Origin of the sequence: Leptospira ainlahdjerensis (genome assembly GCF_016919175.1) — a bacterium.
In the GTDB taxonomy this organism is placed as follows: Bacteria; Spirochaetota; Leptospiria; order Leptospirales; family Leptospiraceae; genus Leptospira; species Leptospira ainlahdjerensis.
In genome coordinates this window covers 81,465-98,512 of the sequence record NZ_JAFFPU010000006.1, presented here as the reverse complement: position 1 = coordinate 98,512, position 17,048 = coordinate 81,465, and the positions used below count along the sequence as shown (strand labels likewise).

The 17,048-nt window shown below is 42.9% G+C and carries 14 protein-coding genes; 3 read left to right on the top strand and 11 right to left on the bottom strand.

Translation table 11 applies throughout. The features are described from left to right. Window positions 1–38: 38 nt before the first annotated feature. Genes recD through JWG45_RS01780 form a run of 3 tightly spaced genes read right to left on the bottom strand, consistent with a single transcriptional unit; the run spans window position 39 to window position 8,484 of the window. The gene (gene recD, locus JWG45_RS01790; RefSeq protein ID WP_205278101.1) at window positions 39–1,898 is read right to left on the bottom strand and encodes an exodeoxyribonuclease V subunit alpha; all 1,860 of its coding nucleotides are present in this window, start codon (window positions 1,896–1,898) and stop codon (window positions 39–41) included. Beyond that, window positions 1,898–5,074 carry a UvrD-helicase domain-containing protein gene (locus JWG45_RS01785; RefSeq protein WP_205278071.1) on the bottom strand — a complete coding sequence of 1,059 codons (3,177 nt, stop codon included), beginning with the start codon at window positions 5,072–5,074 and terminating at the stop codon, window positions 1,898–1,900. Before JWG45_RS01785 ends, recD begins: the two co-directional genes overlap by 1 nt. Continuing rightward, entirely contained in the window at window positions 5,071–8,484 is a 3,414-nt protein-coding gene (locus JWG45_RS01780; protein ID WP_205278070.1) for an exodeoxyribonuclease V subunit gamma, read from the bottom strand. The genes JWG45_RS01785 and JWG45_RS01780 overlap by 4 nt, the downstream gene beginning before the upstream one ends. Window positions 8,485–8,593: 109 nt before the next feature. Between JWG45_RS01780 and JWG45_RS01775 the strand changes: the two genes are divergently transcribed. The 3 genes from JWG45_RS01775 to JWG45_RS01765 all read left to right on the top strand — a co-directional run bounded on the left by JWG45_RS01775 (window position 8,594) and on the right by JWG45_RS01765 (window position 12,150). After that, window positions 8,594–10,033: a RecQ family ATP-dependent DNA helicase gene (locus JWG45_RS01775; protein ID WP_205278069.1), complete on the top strand. Its 1,440-nt coding sequence runs from the start codon at window positions 8,594–8,596 to the stop codon at window positions 10,031–10,033. 233 nt (window positions 10,034–10,266) lie between these two features. Next, on the top strand, window positions 10,267–11,271 hold the full coding sequence (locus JWG45_RS01770) for a hypothetical protein (protein ID WP_205278068.1): 1,005 nt from the start codon (window positions 10,267–10,269) through the stop codon (window positions 11,269–11,271). Window positions 11,272–11,607: 336 nt separating this feature from the next. After that, entirely contained in the window at window positions 11,608–12,150 is a 543-nt protein-coding gene (locus JWG45_RS01765; protein WP_205278067.1) for an SRPBCC family protein, read from the top strand. Between the two features lie 95 nt (window positions 12,151–12,245). Here the strand turns inward: JWG45_RS01765 and JWG45_RS01760 are convergent, their stop codons facing one another. The 8 genes from JWG45_RS01760 to JWG45_RS01725 all read right to left on the bottom strand — a co-directional run bounded on the left by JWG45_RS01760 (window position 12,246) and on the right by JWG45_RS01725 (window position 17,037). After that, window positions 12,246–12,662, bottom strand: coding sequence for a DoxX family protein (locus JWG45_RS01760; protein ID WP_205278066.1), 417 nt, complete (start codon window positions 12,660–12,662; stop codon window positions 12,246–12,248). Between the two features lie 26 nt (window positions 12,663–12,688). Further along, window positions 12,689–12,874: a hypothetical protein gene (locus JWG45_RS01755; RefSeq protein WP_205278065.1), complete on the bottom strand. Its 186-nt coding sequence runs from the start codon at window positions 12,872–12,874 to the stop codon at window positions 12,689–12,691. A 72-nt stretch (window positions 12,875–12,946) separates the two neighbouring features. Continuing rightward, complete coding sequence (locus tag JWG45_RS01750) at window positions 12,947–13,144, bottom strand: hypothetical protein (RefSeq protein ID WP_205278064.1); 198 nt, start codon at window positions 13,142–13,144, stop codon at window positions 12,947–12,949. Between the two features lie 118 nt (window positions 13,145–13,262). After that, entirely contained in the window at window positions 13,263–14,795 is a 1,533-nt protein-coding gene (locus tag JWG45_RS01745; protein WP_205278063.1) for an MFS transporter, read from the bottom strand. 8 nt (window positions 14,796–14,803) lie between these two features. After that, window positions 14,804–15,358 (bottom strand): dihydrofolate reductase family protein, encoded by a 555-nt coding sequence (locus tag JWG45_RS01740; RefSeq protein WP_408611586.1) that lies wholly within the window; start codon window positions 15,356–15,358, stop codon window positions 14,804–14,806. 90 nt (window positions 15,359–15,448) lie between these two features. Then, window positions 15,449–15,913, bottom strand: a complete 465-nt coding sequence (locus JWG45_RS01735; RefSeq protein WP_205278062.1) for an SRPBCC family protein — start codon at window positions 15,911–15,913, stop codon at window positions 15,449–15,451. Between the two features lie 68 nt (window positions 15,914–15,981). Beyond that, window positions 15,982–16,488 (bottom strand): SRPBCC family protein, encoded by a 507-nt coding sequence (locus JWG45_RS01730; protein WP_205278061.1) that lies wholly within the window; start codon window positions 16,486–16,488, stop codon window positions 15,982–15,984. Beyond that, a complete protein-coding gene (locus JWG45_RS01725) occupies window positions 16,489–17,037 on the bottom strand; it encodes an SRPBCC family protein (RefSeq protein ID WP_205278060.1) in 549 nt (182 codons plus the stop codon). Between the last annotated feature and the right edge of the window lie 11 nt (window positions 17,038–17,048).

Genomic DNA, 17,048 nt, shown 5'->3' with positions numbered 1-17,048 from the left:
TCTATTTTCTTGTAATCGGATGTTTCGTAAAAAAGCGCTTATCGATTCTGATTCCAACGAAACCCCGTGTTTCTCTTTTGGACGTTTTCGATTCCGAGTTCCCATGTCTTCGGGTTTCCAGCAAGGATAACTTGATTTTTTGCACGAGTGATTCCGGTATAAAGGATTTGCCGGTTGAGTAATTTTTGAGAATTGGACTCGGCGGACTCCGCTCTATCCGGAAGGTAAATTAGAATTGTGTCATATTCGGATCCTTGACTTTTGTGAATGCTCATCACGAAAGCCGGTTCGTGTTCCGGAAGTGTATCCAAGGCAAAAGAATAAAGTCGATTTTCGATCGGAAAGACGGCCCTTAATTCTCCGGTGTCACCTATTCTGAGAACGAGTCCGATATCTCCGTTAAATAGTTTTCTGCTTTTGTCGTTTTGTGTGATCAAGACAGGGAGTCCTACAAAGTAGAGTCGTTTTGCGAGCCTTTTCGGAAATAAATTTTGAGAAGGGGAAGACGTAATTCTTCCATAAAGATCCTGCGCCGCAAGATTTATGATCTTGGATTGAATCGATTCCACTCCCCAATATCCGTTTCGAAAAACGGTGAGACAGCGAAATCTTCCGAGTTCTCTTTGGAATGTTCGGATAAAATCAAAGTCGGTAAACTCGGTTCCATCCTTGACTTTCCAAAGTCCAATCCGTGAAATTTGCGGTAAAAAAATTTTTTCCCAAAGTAGTTCTACAACCTCGTCCCTTGTTAAAACATCCTGATCGGGGGCCGAGGTCTTTTGCAGCCACACGACCTGGCTTTCGTAGACGACTTCTTCTCCGATGCTTTTCGTCTTTGGAAACGTATCGTTTATTTTTGTCCCAAGATTCAAATTTTCAGGGGCATACTTTAAAATTTCCTCCGCTAAGGTGACGATCTGTGAAACTTCCCCTTGGGCGTTTTTCTTTTGACGGTTACTTTCTTCGAGTTTGGAGATATAAGTCCCTTTTTCGGATTCTAAGATAGATAGGAAGTCGCTTAACACGGCGCCTTTTTCAACCGAAGGAAGTTGATTCGGATCTCCTATGAGAATCAGGCGGAACGATGAATTTTTCGGTAAGGCCTGAAACAAGGAAAGCATTAGATTCAAATCCACCATGGAAACTTCGTCTACGATAATCAGTCGATGGGGAAGGTATCGTTCTTGATTGTAGTAAAAGCCGCCTAACGAATGTTTGTAGGAAAGAAGTCCATGAATGGTTTGTCCTCTCAGAAGTGAATTCTCTTCCGTGTTCGAAATTTTTTTGAGATTTTCCTGAATGGACTCCGTCAATCTTTGAGCGGCTCTGCCCGTCGGCGCCACGAGGGCAATCTCGTCCGGCGGCGGGAGTTCGCCCAGTTCATTCAAAATTTGTAATAAGAATGCGACTACGGTCGTTTTTCCGGTTCCTGGCCCGCCGCTTATGATTTGAAACGAGGAGGAAAGACAGGAGCAGATCGATCGAACCTGGCCTTTTTTGAGAGGAAAACTTTTGGATTCCAGGGTTTTGAGAATTCGGTCGGCCTTTTCTAAATCGGTTTCGAGTCGGACGGTTTCGCTAATGATTTCGTGAAGGCGAGTTTCAAGTTCAGTTTTGGTGCGGAACGTCTTTTCAAAAAAAATCCATTCGGTATTTCCGATCTTTTCGACGATCAAAGCCGGAGGTTTTGTTCTGAGAAAATTTTTCCATTCTTTCCGGACAGGAATACACAAATTTCCGTCTTCACCGGCTTTCCAGAGTTCATTCAGAATTTCTAATAAACTATCCGGAGTCTCCTCGGAAAATTTCGAATTAGTTTTCTTTTTGGATTCGAGCTCGGTAAGCGCAAGGATGTCTTCTTTTAACTTCGTAGTCCAGGACGGGAACAATTCTTCCATCATAGAAAATTCTCCCAATTCTGACTTGTCAAAAGACGTAAGTCGTCCTTGATTTCGTTTAATCTTTCCAAGGACCAATCGAAGTCGGAATAAATTCCTTTGTCTTCTCCGGGTTTCATTCCTCGGAGATAGAAGTAAAAAACTCCTCCGAGTTTTTGAAACGCCTCCTTTTCCCCGAAAATATTCTTTAGATATTGGAAAAGGATCATCGCGTAGATATCCCTTTGAAGATTGTATCTGCTTTCCGGACTTTCGATACTTTTTTTCAACGAGGATAGGGAATAGTCCTGAAGAAGATTGGATTTATAATCTGCGAGATAAAATTTATTCTCAAATTCGAAGACGAGATCGATGGAACCTTTTAGATAATTGCCGGGGCCGTTTCTTTCCGGATCCAAGTCCAAGTGAAAATCCATCTCTGAAACTCTTTTCGTTTTTGGAATGTCCAAAAGACGAAACGAGGTTTGATTCAAAGCCGGGACTTTTGCATTCAAAGAGTTCCAGAGAATTTCGCAGGCTCTTCTTTTGTAGACATCCTTTTCCGGTTCGGTATCTTTCTGTTTCGTTTTAGAAAGTTGAAAATAGTCGAGATGAAAGTTCATCCTAGAAACGATAAGTTCGTTGTTGAGAAGTTCTTTCGAAGTTTTTGTTCCAAAAAGCGAGAAGTCTAATTCCTCCAAAAGGAGATGTAAAAAAGAACCCGTCGCAGCGGACGACGGAAGTTCGTCTTCCATTTCCAAATGAGAATCTTCGATTTCGTCCGACTTTAAAAAACTTCCTCCTTCCAAAACGGAAAGAGCCTCATCGTTTAAAGCGACATTCGCCTTGGATTTTAAGGAAGAATAACTGTGGATCCATACCGTCTTTGGAGAATTCGATTCCTGCAGGATCAACGGAGTAAAACGAACTTCCGTCGGCACGGTTCGTTTATGAATGATTTGTTCGCTTCGTTCCAAATTCCGCGGAGTCCAAGATACGAGTTGAAAAAACTCCGGATTCGGTTCGTTCTCCAGAATCGCCTGGAGTCTCGGATAAAGAATCTTGAAATAGGCGGAGTCTCTCGTCTTCCAGTTGTTAAGCGGAGTGAAAAAAGGAAGATACAATCTAATCTTGGGACGTGTAATACCCACATAGAGAAGTCGCTTGTTTTCGTTGAGATTTTGATAAGAATATTCTTCTTTACTAATTTTCAATTCTTCTTCGGTATCCCAAAGACTCAACTTCCAAGTCCTACCGTTTTCAGGCTCCGCAAAAGGATAGTCGTAGACCTCTGGCGTGAAATTTCCGGAAAGATTGAATAAGAATACGACAGGCCATTCCAAACCCTTGGATGCGTGTAAGGTAAGAATTTGAACGGCGTCTTTTTCGGTTTCCCTTTCGAATAGGGGAAGTTCCTCTTCGTTTCTTTTTTCAGACTGAAGTTGTTTCAATTCTTCTAATACTTCTTCGAGCCCGGCTTGGTTTGCTATTTGAAACTGAAGAAGTTTTCGAAAGATCTGTCTGTAGTTGGTTCTTTTTCTTTCCCATGCTATGTCGGCTTCTTCTTCGGTCAGAAAGATTCTGCTGTCCTCTTCGATGGATCGAAAAAGTTCCGCGAACTTACGATCCATCGCCAATACTTTCCAGCGGTCAAGTATGGATTTTTCATAGGAATCGATGGAGTGTTCGTCGAAAAATGGAAGGTTATTCGGATGAACTTGAAACAAATCTCCAAAAAGAAGTTTGCGATACGAAGAGGGTTTGTTCGGATCGAGAAGGCATTCTAAAATATTTAAGATCTGAATCGATTCGGGCGATTGATAGATTCCTTCTTGTTTGTAAAAGGAACAAGGAATCGCTCGAAGCTTTAACGCCTGTTCGACGAGTTTTCCTTCGGCCTTGCTTTTGACCAGAATTGCGATCTCTTTGAAGTTGAGTCTTCTTTCCTGAAAAGTTTTGGAACGTTCGTCGTAGGTTTCATAAGAGAAAGAATTTTCGGGAGAGGCTAATTTGAGGATCTCCTCCGCGATAAATTGTCCCCAGGCGATTCTCGCATCGTCAGTCTTCCAGGTTTCTCTTCCCTGAAAACGAACGATCTGAATCGGACCTTCCTTGTGTCGACGGCTCAGGCGGATCTTCCCTTCGTTTGCGGGATGTTTTACGTCTGTGTAAAGAATCGGTTGTGTTTCGAATCCTTTTTCTATAATTGGGAAAAAACTTTTTTCTCCGGTTTTGCCTCCGAAGATTTCGTTATAACCTTTTATCAGTTCGGGAACGGATCGGTAGTTTATATCGAGCGGAATTTCTTCGGCGTGAATTTTTTCGAGGTCTTTTTTTGCGCTCAAATAAGTCCCGATGTCGGCGCCGCGGAAACCGTAGATCGATTGTTTCGGATCTCCTATGAGATACAAAGCTCTTTGGGATTCTTGCGGATTGGAATCTAAGAATAACTGTGAAAAAATCTCATACTGCGCGGCGTCCGTATCCTGAAACTCGTCTAAGATCCCGATTTGATATCTGTTTTGAAGCGCCGTTTTTAGAAACGGATTTTTCAGAGAGTCTTTCGTTTTCAGAATCATCTGATCGTAACTCATCCATTCCCCGTCTTTGAATTCTTCTTCCACCATTTCCTTTGCGATCAGTGCCGTTTTTTGTAGAAAATTCTCTCGGGATATTGTCGCAAAATCGTTGTTATATGAATAATTTTTTCCGCTCAAAATTTTTGCCCCCGCTGAAAGGATCCGATCCCGGTTCTCCAAATAATTGGATTCGGAAAGTAAGGACTCCAATTCGTTAGGATCCACCCGGTTTTTCCATTCTTCGTGTTGAAGGCGATAGAGTGCGATTCTCAGTCTTTCTTTAGCATCCGTCAAGATCCAGTTGGAGGGTGTTTCGGTTTCCACGGGATATTCTTGGAGAATCATATTACAAAATCCGTGTATAGTTGAAATCGTAACCTGATCGAGCTCTCTGGCCTCCTTGGTAAGATCCGATTGGAGTAATTTTTTTCGAAGTCGTTCTTTGAGTTCGCCGGCGGCTTTTTCGGTATATGTTAGAATCAGGATGTTTGTAAGTGGAATTTTATATTCTTGAACCAGATCCCCTACGATCTCCATGATCGTATATGTTTTGCCGGTTCCCGCGGATGCTTCTATAAAGCTGGATTTTAATTTATAAGGACGAGTCAGTCCGCTCATAGATCCTTTCTCCAGTCCAAGAAAGGTTTGTAGAAGTCTTTAGCCCAACGAATCTCCGAGCTCAAAATCAATTCGGACGTTTGACGATAAAGTTTTACGAGGGGAGAAAGATCTTCTTGGATCGAATCCAATTCTTCCTTGAGATAGTTTTTCCACGCGATTTCGTCGTCGAACTTGGCTACGTTATCCGGCGTCGCCTTTTTTCCCGCGGCCCCCTGGATATTTTTTACATAGTAACCGAGAAACGCTTTTCTCGGAAAAAAAACGGGTTCTTCTCGGAGATAAAACTCCATAATCTTCCGAAAGTATTCCCGTCCTTGCGAAGATTCTTCCGGTATATATTGTATCGGGAGAAAATTTTTCTTTTTTGTATCTTCGGAAGGCCGGGCCTTAAAGGAATAGATTTTAAAATTTTCACCTAATGCGGAAAAGGCGACTCCCGTAAGGAACGGAAAACTCATCACCTTCCAATAGTCTTTGTAGCCGTAATAATTCTCGGAAGGTTTGTCTTCGAGGCTCTTGGGAAAAAGCCAATAAAGAACGCCTTCTTTTTCCACGACGTGTTCCCATTCTCCTTTTATTTTTAATGTTTTGCCGGATTTCGACAACACTTCTAGTTCGGGGAATTTTTTACAAAGTTCTTCGGGCAATCCGGTGTCTCCCAAACTCAGATAAGAATAATATTCTCCGCCTTGGAAGAGGGTTTTCCAGCTCGATAGAAGTTCACTCGTAAGACGAAGATATCCTAGAAGTTCGGCTTCCTGAATTTTTCCGAAAACCGACTGAGGAAATCGAGCCGATCTTTTTTCCAATTCTAATATAGGAGTCAACGCATCGGATATCGTTTTTTCGTCCCATGCCCAGGGGTCCTTTGAGACTATATTCGGCATCATGAGTGCATGCATTTTTTTTAATATATTGGTTTCTGCGATCGCGTCCAGATCGAAGGGCTCTTCCTTCGTTTCGGCGGATTCTTCCTCGTCCAAATACATGCCCAGCTTCTTTTTTAGATACGCATCCAGAGGATCGCTTAAAAATTGCGAAATTTCACGGAGGTCGATTTCGTTGACGGAAAGGGTAGTCTGGCTCTTTTTTAAATCCTCCGGCTTTTGAAAACGGCCTAAAATATTTGGATCGTTTCTGTCTCCGTTGATCCATACTCTTGAAAAATCGAAGCTCACCAGTCCTTGTGCAAGTTCTTCCGGGGTATGTTCGTATTTTATACTATACGAATGCAGTGGAAGTTGAATCGCTTCGCTGGTTTCGAACGATTCCATGATTTCGAAAAGATGCGAGCAGGGTTCGAAGGTTTTGTCTTCCTGAAGATTTTTTCCGACGTAACTCAAGGTAAGGGATTCCTTTGCGGAATGAATCGTCTCCCATAAAAGTGATTCTTGAATCTCCTTTCGGGAGATATCCCATTCTTCTTTGAAATCCTTTCTGAGATTGAGTTGTGAACGATCGTTGTTTCCAGGGAATTTTCCTTCTCCCAATCCCAGGATATAAATGTGTTTAAATGGAATCGGCCGCATCGGTTGTAGGAGAGAGATGGTTACTCCGCCGGTTAGATACGCTCCTTTTCGATACGGAATTTGATCGAAGGTCTGTTCGGTGATGAACTTGAGGAGCGCGACCCCTTCCTTTTCGTTTTCAAGCCGGATTCCTTCCCATCCGCCGAGGGATTCCAGCCAGCTAATAAAAAGTTTTCCTTCCTGTTCGTATTCTTCCGAAAAATCAAAAAGTTCTTCTAAAGAACTTCTTAATATTCTAAAGTATTCCTGGGTCCATTGGTTATTTTTTTCCTTGTAAACTGAAAGAATGTTTCTTTTAGTCTTGAGTATGATTTCCCAGAAAGTGGAAAGATAAAAAGAGTTTTCGTCCGATTCGAGATCGATTGGAGGAATTTTGTATTTTGTCCACGCGGTCTCTTTTGAAAGAATCGACGACAATCGGATTCTTCTCATAACGTTCGAGATCTGAAAAGAATCGGATTCACGTCCTTCTTCTTCGTAGATCATTCCGGTGGAATCAATCATGTTCTCCAGATCGAGAATTGTCTGTGATTGGATCCGAAGTTTTTTCTTTAAAAGGGGATTTCTGAGCAGACGAAGCAGGTTATTTTTTTCTATCGTCGCGCCGGAACAAATTTCCCAGATGCAGATCAGAGCCCTATACAATAACGAAGCGTCGTTTGCCTTGATGTCGGTGAGGGAATACGGGATTTTTTTTCGTATCGGGAGCGGATCGACGGTCTTTCCGTCTTGCGAACTTTGCAAAAGAATTCCACCGTCAAACACCCATTCAACGGCGGGGCGATAGACTTTCATATCCGTTACAAGAATCGCAAAATCCAAATACGTTAGTCGTGGATTTCGATTCATCTTATAGAGGATATCGTTTGTGGCGGCTTCCATTTCGCGATAAACGGAAGGCGCGTTCCAAAAGCGCACCGATGAATCCGATAGGATTCCGATTTCTTGTTTCGGTTTTCCGTCCAGCAAGGCTCTGAGAGAGTTTAGTTTCGGAGGAAAGGGATCGGAAGTTTCGATATTTTTGGATGCGCCTTGCTCTAAGTTTTCCATTCTCGCGGCAAGATGAACTTGCGGACCTGACCAATTTCGAGGACCGTAAGAATCGCGCTGAATTTTTTTTGCGCCTGTATGAAATTGATAGAGATAGATCGGGAGTTGATCCCGTTTGGAAAGAGATTCTAAAATTCCAAGGTAAGTGTCCGAAAGATTGGACAAACAAAAAAGATGAAGCGAAGGAAATTCCTTCGGAGAAACTTTTGGATTTTTTTGCGACTCTTTCAGTAGAAATTGAACCAAAGTGGCCGCTTCTTTCGAACTAAGAAAAACTTTTTGATAGAGTTCCTTTTGGAAAATATAATATTCGTCCTCTTTCGGAAAGGGAGATGGACGGTGTGAAATCGAAGGGAGTTCCAGTCCTTTCTCTTTCGCCCAGGAGGAAATCCAGCTCGATCGGTTCAACTCGTAATCTTTGATAAGCGAAGTCAGTTTTACGCTGAGTGAAAACGCACGGGGAATACTTAGTAGATAAGAACGTAGGAATCGAAGTTCCTTTTGATCTTTATTTTCCATCAGATACGCAAGAATTTTTCTTTGATTGGCTTCTTGACTTGGAAACTTTCTCTGGAAAGGATCAAAATCGAATCCGGCCCTTCTCAGATAAAATTCTTCAAGGGCTTTTTCTAAATATAAAAAACGGAGATTGGCAGTTAACCCGTCGATACGGGAAAGATTGAGGTTTAACCAGAGTTTCATATTCGTGCTGGGAATCACGATCACGGGAGCGCGCAAGGGAGAATCTTTCCTTTCAGCGAGGATGTTCTTTGAAAGTTCGACCGCGATATTTTCGAGCGATAGACTTGTGATATGAGTAACTGGCAAACGTTTCCTCTTTTGGTCCCGGAATTACGAGCATTCTAAGAATTCGGAGAGATGGCAAGTAATTACATTTTCTCTTGCTCTCAAACATCAATCGAAGAATGTATTCTGAATGCCCTCCGTCGCCGAACTCAAAACTTTTTTCGGAATTTCTTCTTTTAGAACTTCGCAGGAAAAGATTATCTCCGACGTTCTTTCCGGAAAGAACTGCCTCGTCATCATGCCGACTGGAATGGGTAAATCGATCTGTTATCAGTTACCCGCTCTGGCGATGGAAGGATTGACCATCGTTATTTCTCCCTTGATCGCGCTGATGCAGGATCAGGTTTTCAAATTAAGAGCCCTGGGAATCGATGCGGCTTTTATCAATTCTTCCCTTTCAAAAGAAGATCGAATTCGGAGTTACGAAGATCTAAAACGAGGTAAGTATAAGATTTTGTATGTTTCTCCGGAAAGATTTCGCAAACGTGCATTTTTGGAGGCACTTCAAAGGAGAAAAGTTTCTCTTCTCGCCGTCGACGAGGCTCATTGTATCAGTCAGTGGGGTCATGACTTTCGGCCGGATTATACTAAAATTTCCGAATTCAGGGAGATTCTTCGCAAACCCGTTACGATCGCGTTAACCGCAACCGCAACGAAAGAAATTCAGAAAGACATTGTTCGTCAGATAGGATTGGAAGAATCGGAAATCGAAGTCTATAATGAAGGAATCTGCAGACCAAATTTGTTTTTGGACGTCCGCACCTTTGTGGACGAACCTTCCAAAACGGAAGCGATCGTGGATCTTTTAAAAACTCAAAAAGAAAGTACGATCGTATATTTTAATCTGATCAAGAATATCGAAAAGTTTAGCGAGAAACTCGACATTCAGAAAATTCCTCATAGAATCTATCACGGTCAGCTGGCTCCCGATCAGAGAAAACGTGTTCAAAATCAATTTCTGAAATCGGAAGATACGATTCTTCTTGCGACCAATGCGTTCGGTATGGGCGTGGATAAGCCGAATATAAGGACGATCATTCATGCGGAACTGCCTTCTTCCTTGGAAAGTTATTATCAAGAAATCGGTCGCGCGGGAAGGGACGGAGATCCTTCCGATTGTCACGTATTTTATATCCAAGACGATCTTTCCGTATTGATGGAATTTATAGAATGGCAAAACCCGGACGAAGTTTTTATCGGAAGGGTTTTTCAGGCGATGCAACATCTCGGAGACAAATTGTCTTCCCTGACTTACGAAGAGCTGCAAGCCAAGGTGGTTCATAAGAATCGGGGCGATCATCGTCTTCAAACTGTTCTTAATCTTTTTGAAAGACACGGAGTCACTTCGGGAGAATTGGAAAGAAATTCCTTGAGACTGAGAGCGCCTTTGCCGGACGCGCTTGTTTCGCAGGAGTTATTGGATTTAAAAAAGAAAACAAGTCTCAAACGTTTGTATCAGATGCTTCTTTATCTCAAGTCCGAAAAGTGCAGAAGGGAATTTGTATACGGATATTTTGATACGATCTTTCCCGGTTGCGGAAATTGCGACGTTTGTCTTTTGGGGCGCTGAACGATTCTTTAATAATCTCTTTCGTCGTTTTCTGACTGTGATTTCGAATCGTATGATTTTTCGGAAAGAGCTAATTTCCCGAAACGATCGAAGTTCTATTCCGAAACAGCCGGTGTACGGCCATTCGATTCTTTCTTTTTAACGTTTGGAAATAAATTTCGAAATCTCTTTTTTAAAGGGAATTTTGTCTGTCTTAAAAGCGGGCACGATACCAATTAGAAACAGAGGTAATTATGAGTATTCGGATCGTTTGGATTCTTCTTTCGTTTGTAGTTTTGAATTGTGCGAGTTGGGAGCGTCTTATCTCTTCTCAACGAGAGGAATGGATCGGAACTTCCCGTTACAAACAGACGCAGATCTTCGTTATCGATCTAAAAAAAGATTCCGAGATCGAAGCCGACGAAGGAACAAAGATTCAATTCCCAGCCGGGAGTCTTGTGGATACCGATGGAAATCCTATTTCGACTTCCGTTCGTATTGAAGTTTCCGAATATTATAAAAGTGAAGATATTCTTTTATCGGGTTTGACCACCGCCTCCCTCGGACGACCGATTCAGACAAAGGGGATGATTCTTCTAAATGCGTTTGTGGAATCCGGAATTCAGGCGAATGTGAATCCCCAAAAACCTCCTAAGGTTTCCTTTAACGGAACGATCGAACCCGGTTTTAAAATTTTTTACGGTAACAAAACCAAAGAAGGAATCGTGGATTGGTCTACGGAAGTATCAAAGGCGACTAACGTGTCAAAGGTGAATTTTGAATCTAATCAACCTTCGTTGTCCAAGAATCAGACCGCGACACAACCGAACGATCGCTTAGAAATGCGTCTTACGGAAGAGGTTTTAATCGTATCGGGAAAGACAAAGCCGGTTTTTTTTCCGATCTTGACGCTCGGTTGGATTAACTGTGATCGATTTCTTTCTATGGGGACTCGTCTGGTTTCTCTGAACGTAGAAGCGAATTATCCCTCTTTGGAAGAAGAAACCGCTTATCAATTGATCATACCTTCGATTCGTTCGGTGATGCCTGCGTATAGGGATTCGTCCAATCATATCGTTTTTCCCAATCTTCCTCCCGGAGAAAAAGCGATTCTCTACGCACTGAGACGATCCGGCGCTACACGCTGGCAGATCTGGACTCAAGAAGCAGTTGTCGGACAGGAAGAAAAACTCGTCCCTCGTTGGGAGCTGGTGAAACCCAAGGAATTGGTGAGAAGAATCCGCTCGTTGAATTTCTGAATCGAAGGACCGCTTCTTTGGGAATCGTCCTTCTTACGCTTCCCAAAAAACTTCGTTGTTATCAAAAAACGAAACACATCGGATCGGGAAATTCCCGCCAATCTTGAAACGTCTGACGTTCTAACCTTGTGATCGTCTAAGCTCGTTCCGACTTCTGCGACCGCCTCTGAAATGTCGGTTCGTCTTGCTTCCGCATTGGACGATTCGTTTTGGAAGAATCGCCTTTTTAGAATCGATCGATCACGAAGCGTAAACCGCATTCGATTTTGCCCACTGATTTTTTCATTTACAATCGATTGGTTGTCGGATTGGATTGGGCAAAACGGAGAATGGAATATGAAGATTTTATTATACATCGCCGGCGGATTGGTTGCGCTCGTCGTTGTCCTTGCCTTGATTGCGCCGAAAGATTTTCAAATAGAAAGGGAAATAACAATCAACAAACCGAAAAAAACGGTCTTTGATCAGATCCAATATTTAAAAAATCACGAACAATGGAACGCTTGGTCGAAAAAAGATCCCAACATGAAAAAGAGTTTCAAAGGAGTGGATGGAACCGTCGGTTTTACGAGTTCGTGGGAAAGCGAAAATCCGGAAGTTGGAACGGCGGACGAGGAAATCGTCAAGATTGTGGACGGAGAAAGATTGGAAACTCGACTTCGTTTTAAAAAACCTTTCGAAGCGAGTTTTACTTCTTATATTACGACCCAAACCGTTGGAGAAAACCAGACTAAGGTTTCTTTGGGAATGTTCGACCGTATGTCGTTTCCTATGACCGTGATCAGCTTTGTCGTCAATGTTTGTTTGAATCAGCAAAAGGAAATCATCGATAATATGGATGAAAGTCTTAAGAACTTAAAGACGAATCTGGAAAAATAAGAATTCTTTGTATCTTTTTCGTATCCGGGCGGAGATCGTTTTCTTTTTTGAAACGATTTCCACCCATTTTTGAAAAGGAGTTCCTTCTTTAAAATTTATCTTTTAGATTCAGAGAGAACGTATCGATCCAAGGAGAATTTTCCGCTCCCCAAAACGAACACAACAATCGAGACCAAAAGATAAGTGAAGGACAAACTTTTTATTTGAAACGGATCGTTCGCGTGCGCTATAAAAAACGCGACGAACATGGTTATAAAAATTGGAATCACCGTTAAACGAGTCACGAAACCGAGGGTTACGAAAATTCCGCAAAAGAATTCCGCGAAGACCACGAGAATCAGCGAAGTTTTGGATCCTATCCCGATTAGATCCGGAAACAAGGGTAACATCTGATCAAAACCGATCAGTTTTGTGTAGCCGAAGTGGATAAAAAGTCCTCCGAAAATCAGCCTGAGTAAAAGCGCGGCAAAATCCGTGCTTATGGGCTTAAGTCCTAAAATTTTTTCTTTCATTTTAAATCCTTAGAATTTCCATTCGTTTAAAATAAAAGCGATTGTATCATAGAAATGTAATCTTCTTTCATTTCTTTTCGGGAGTTTTTCACGAGTTGGTTTTCGTTTTTTACAAAAGCCGGATGAAACAAAAGTTTTCCCGTCTCCTTTTTTTGAAAGGAGGTCTTTTCCGAAAGAATCTTCGAAGTCTGCATGTCTATTTCCGCTTTCATTTTTTCCTTAGACCGTTCTTGCGAAGGATTTTGAATTCGAGTCTTTCTTTTTTAGAACTCTCATTTGGCTTTTTATTCTCCTCTTAGATTCTTTCGAACGTTTGCTCGAAGGCTTCGTATGAAGGATTTTTTATAAAGAATTTTATCGAAAAAAGTTTCCTTAATCGAAAAGCTGAATCCCTCGGAAGATCGTGTAATGTAAGAATCGGATCCTTCCGCAGATAGGTCGGTTTTGCGGTTCGGGTTCGTGAGATGTTTCTCGATAATCACAAGTATGACCGGCCCCGGTGTTTCCGGACGGGAAAGGCTCGATTCTTAGGAGTATCGAAAATCCGCGCAAGAACTGGAGTTTTTTCCGGAACTTCCGAAAGAACCGGATTCTTAGGATTCATACTTCTTCTCCTTTCCCCAAACTTTTGCGTAAGACGATCACCGTGATCGCTAAGACAAAGGCGATGGCCGCACAAAGGATGGAAACCAACTGAAACGATTCGGTAAACGCTTGTTTGGCGGGAATGAGAAGAGCGTTGCCTAAATGTTCCGGCAATTCTTTCGCGATCGCAACCGCTGCGCCTAACGTGCCTTGGGCCGCCTCTACGGATTGCGGAGAGATCCCTTCCGGTAGAATGCCTTTCATCTGATTTTTGTAAACTGCGGTCCCGATACTTCCCAGAACCGCGATTCCGAGTACACCTCCGAACTCGGCTCCGGTTTCGGAGATGGACGCGGCCGCGCCGGCTTTTTCAGGCGGTGCGGAGCCGACGATGATATCGGTTCCGATGATGACTACTGAACAAATTCCTAATGAAAGAATTACCGATCCGACGACGATGTAAACCAAACCGCTCTCTTCGTTGACCAGAGAGTAGAGGGACATTCCGATCACGGTTAGAATCAAACCTCCCGCTACGACGAAGACGGGACGTATTTTTCTTACGAGCATCGGCACGGTCATCGAACCCGCCACATTTCCCGCCGCGGACGGTAGAGTCCAAAGTCCCGCTTCCATCGGAGATAAGCCGAGTACGAGTTGAAGATATTGAGCTAAGAATAGAAAACTTCCCAACCCGACAAAAATCGTAAGACTGTTTGCGATGAGCGCCGCACTGAAAGCCGGAACCTTGAACAGCTCGAGGTCGATCATCGGATCCTTCAATCGTTTTTGTCTGCGGATAAAAACCGTTCCAACAAACAATCCTAAGGTGATGGAAAGAAGAGATAGGATTCCCCATCCGTATTCCGCGACTTGTTTTAATCCGAAGATGATCGATAGAACCGATACCAAAGAAAGAACCGCGCTTAGAACATCCAAACTTCCGGCGTTCGGATCCTTAAATTCAGGTAAAAGTTTAGGGCCGACGATCAAAAGAAGAATCATAACCGGGACGCTCAGAAGGAACACGGATCCCCACCAGAAATGTTCGAGTAACAATCCTCCGATCAAGGGTCCGATGGCGCCCCCGATGGAAAAACTTGTTCCCCAGATTCCAATCGCAACCGTCCTCTGATTCGCGTCCAAAAACATATTACGAATCAATGATAGAGTGGAGGGCGCTAAAGTCGCGGCGGTGATTCCGAGTAAGGCGCGGGTTGCGATCAGCATTTCCGCGGTTTTTGAAAACGCGGCGAGAACGGAAGCTACGCCGAATGCGAATGCCCCGATCATAAGAAGTTTTCTTCTTCCGATTCGATCCCCTAAGGTTCCCATCGTTACTAAAAAACCGGCCACTAAAAAGCCGTAGATGTCAACGATCCAAAGAAGCTGGGAGCCGGACGGTTTTAAGTCTTCCGTCAAATGTGGAACTGCAAGATAAAGAACTGTGAGATCCATTGCATAAAGGAGACAGGGTAGAGCGATCACCGCTAAGCCGATCCATTCTTTTTTTCCGGCGAGGTTTGAGTTGATGTTTGTCTGATTCATTTTTTTTCTTAAATCGGCCGATAACTTAGAAATACATTACCGGATTTGAATATTTTTGTTTGTTCTAATTTTAGCTTCTGAGCTTCAGGTAACCCCTGAAACAAAGATTTTCCTTTTCCTAAAAGGATTGGGTTGATAAGAATTCTGAATTCATCGATCAATCCGGCTCGTATCAGAGGAAGTGTGAGATCGGAACTTCCGAAGATCGCGATATTTTTTCCCGTTTGTTGTTTGATCTTTCGGATCTCTTTTTCGAGATCCCCTTGAATCAGTTTGGAATTCTTCCATTTCGGATTTTTGAGCGTGCGGGAGACCACAACTTTTTCAACGTCGTTCATCCTTTGGGCGACTTGCGGATCGTTCTCGATCGCTTCTTCCGAAGTCCAATAATTCTCCATAAGTTCGTAGGTGATTCTTCCGAACAAAAGAGTGTCGATTTGATTTAGAAAATCGAATGCGTATTCGTTGAATTCATCGTCGACGAGATGCCAGTCGATTTCTTTGTTCGGTCCCTCGAAGTATCCGTCTACGGAAACCATCATTTGAAAAATAATTCTTCTCACTTCTTTCTTCCAAATCGCATTTTATTCAAGAATTAAAATGTATTCCAGTAACGGCCTAGGTTTCAAGGAAACTGATTTTTGGAGAACGGATCAACCCATCATTCTCGCGAGCACTTCTTCCAATCTGTCGAAGTTTTGTTCGTTCCCTACGGCGATATATTCTTTGATTCTATCGAATTCCTCCGAAGTATCGAAAACCATTTTAAAATCTACACGAGTTCGGTTTTCGACTTCTTCAAAAAGAATCGTGGCTATGTAGTGATGTTGTGATACGTGTTCGAATAGAATTCGTTCCGGTTTAAGAATCTCGACAAAGACGCTGTGGTTTTCATAGTCTTTGCCGTCCGGTCCGTGCATCACAAATTTCCAGTTGCCTCCCGGTCTTGGATCGAATTCGTGAAACGTGTTCGTGAATCCTTTGGGCCCCCACCAAAGTTTTAAATGATCGGCTTCGGTCCATGCCTTAAAAACGAGTTCTCTCGGCGCATCCAATATACGTCTGCTTACGATTCCCTTTTCCAAGATCGTGCAGGAAAGCGGTTCGTTTTTTTTCATAGTTTGATTCTCCTGACGCGGGCTTCCTTGAAAAAGTATTTGAACGACCCACATTCCGTTTCTCTAATTTACTGTTTCGCAAGATACGTTTCGAGTTGATCCAGAGTTCCCGTGAAACCTTGATCCATCGACGGAAAGTTATCCCCAAAAATCTTGATTTCTTCCGGTGAAGCGTTTATCGGCGATCCTTTCAGGAGCAGAGTAGTTTTCCCTTTTTCTTCAGTGAAAACTACGGTATTGAGAATCTCCAGGGGCCATCCTTCCGCCATCGGATGACGGACCATTCCGGCGTTCTCATCGGAAAAGGATACGACGAACATAAGTTTTTCGGGAGGGGTGATTTCTTTGTAAATGAATCTTCCCCACATCACTTCACCGGTCGGAGTTTTCATGCTATAATGAAACAAACCGCCCGGTCTCAGATCCAGATGAGCCACCCCCATCGTAAGTCCTTTCGGTCCCCACCATTCGGCGAGTCTCGCCGGTTCAGTCCAGGCTTTCCAGACGAGTTCACGCGGAGCGTTGAAGGTCCTTAAAAGAGTAAATTCAGGAATTGTAATGTTATTTTCGTTCATTTATTTTCTTTCGCCTATCGTTTTTAGATTATTCAAACCGGTTTCGAATTGTTTGCCGATCATTTCGTCCATATTTAAGAATATGCTCATAATCTTGGAAATGAGCTGATTCTTTCCAAACATGACCCATGTGACCTGAGTGGAATCGCCCTTTTTTTCCAAGGTGAATTCCGCGGTGTTGTGTGCTTCGAAGGGAGCCATAAAATCCAGTTGAATCGTAATTTTAGAAGAAGGGATCGAGTTCGTAATTTCCATTCGGCCTTTCCCGATGTTTTTATCACCGTCCCATTCGTAGATCGTACCAACTCCGTTTACGGGACCGCCGTATGTTCTTTTCATGGAAGGATCCACTTTTTCCCAAGGAGACCATTGCGCCCACGTATGAAAGTCGTTGATCAAAGGAAAAATTTTTTCAGGCGACGCTTGGATAGAAATCGATCTTTGATAGCGAAAATCGTCCGGCTTCATGCTTGCGATCAAAAGTAGAATCGCGATTACGACGATCAAAAGACCGGCGATGGAAAGTAGAATGAGTTTTAACATAGACATACAATTCTCCG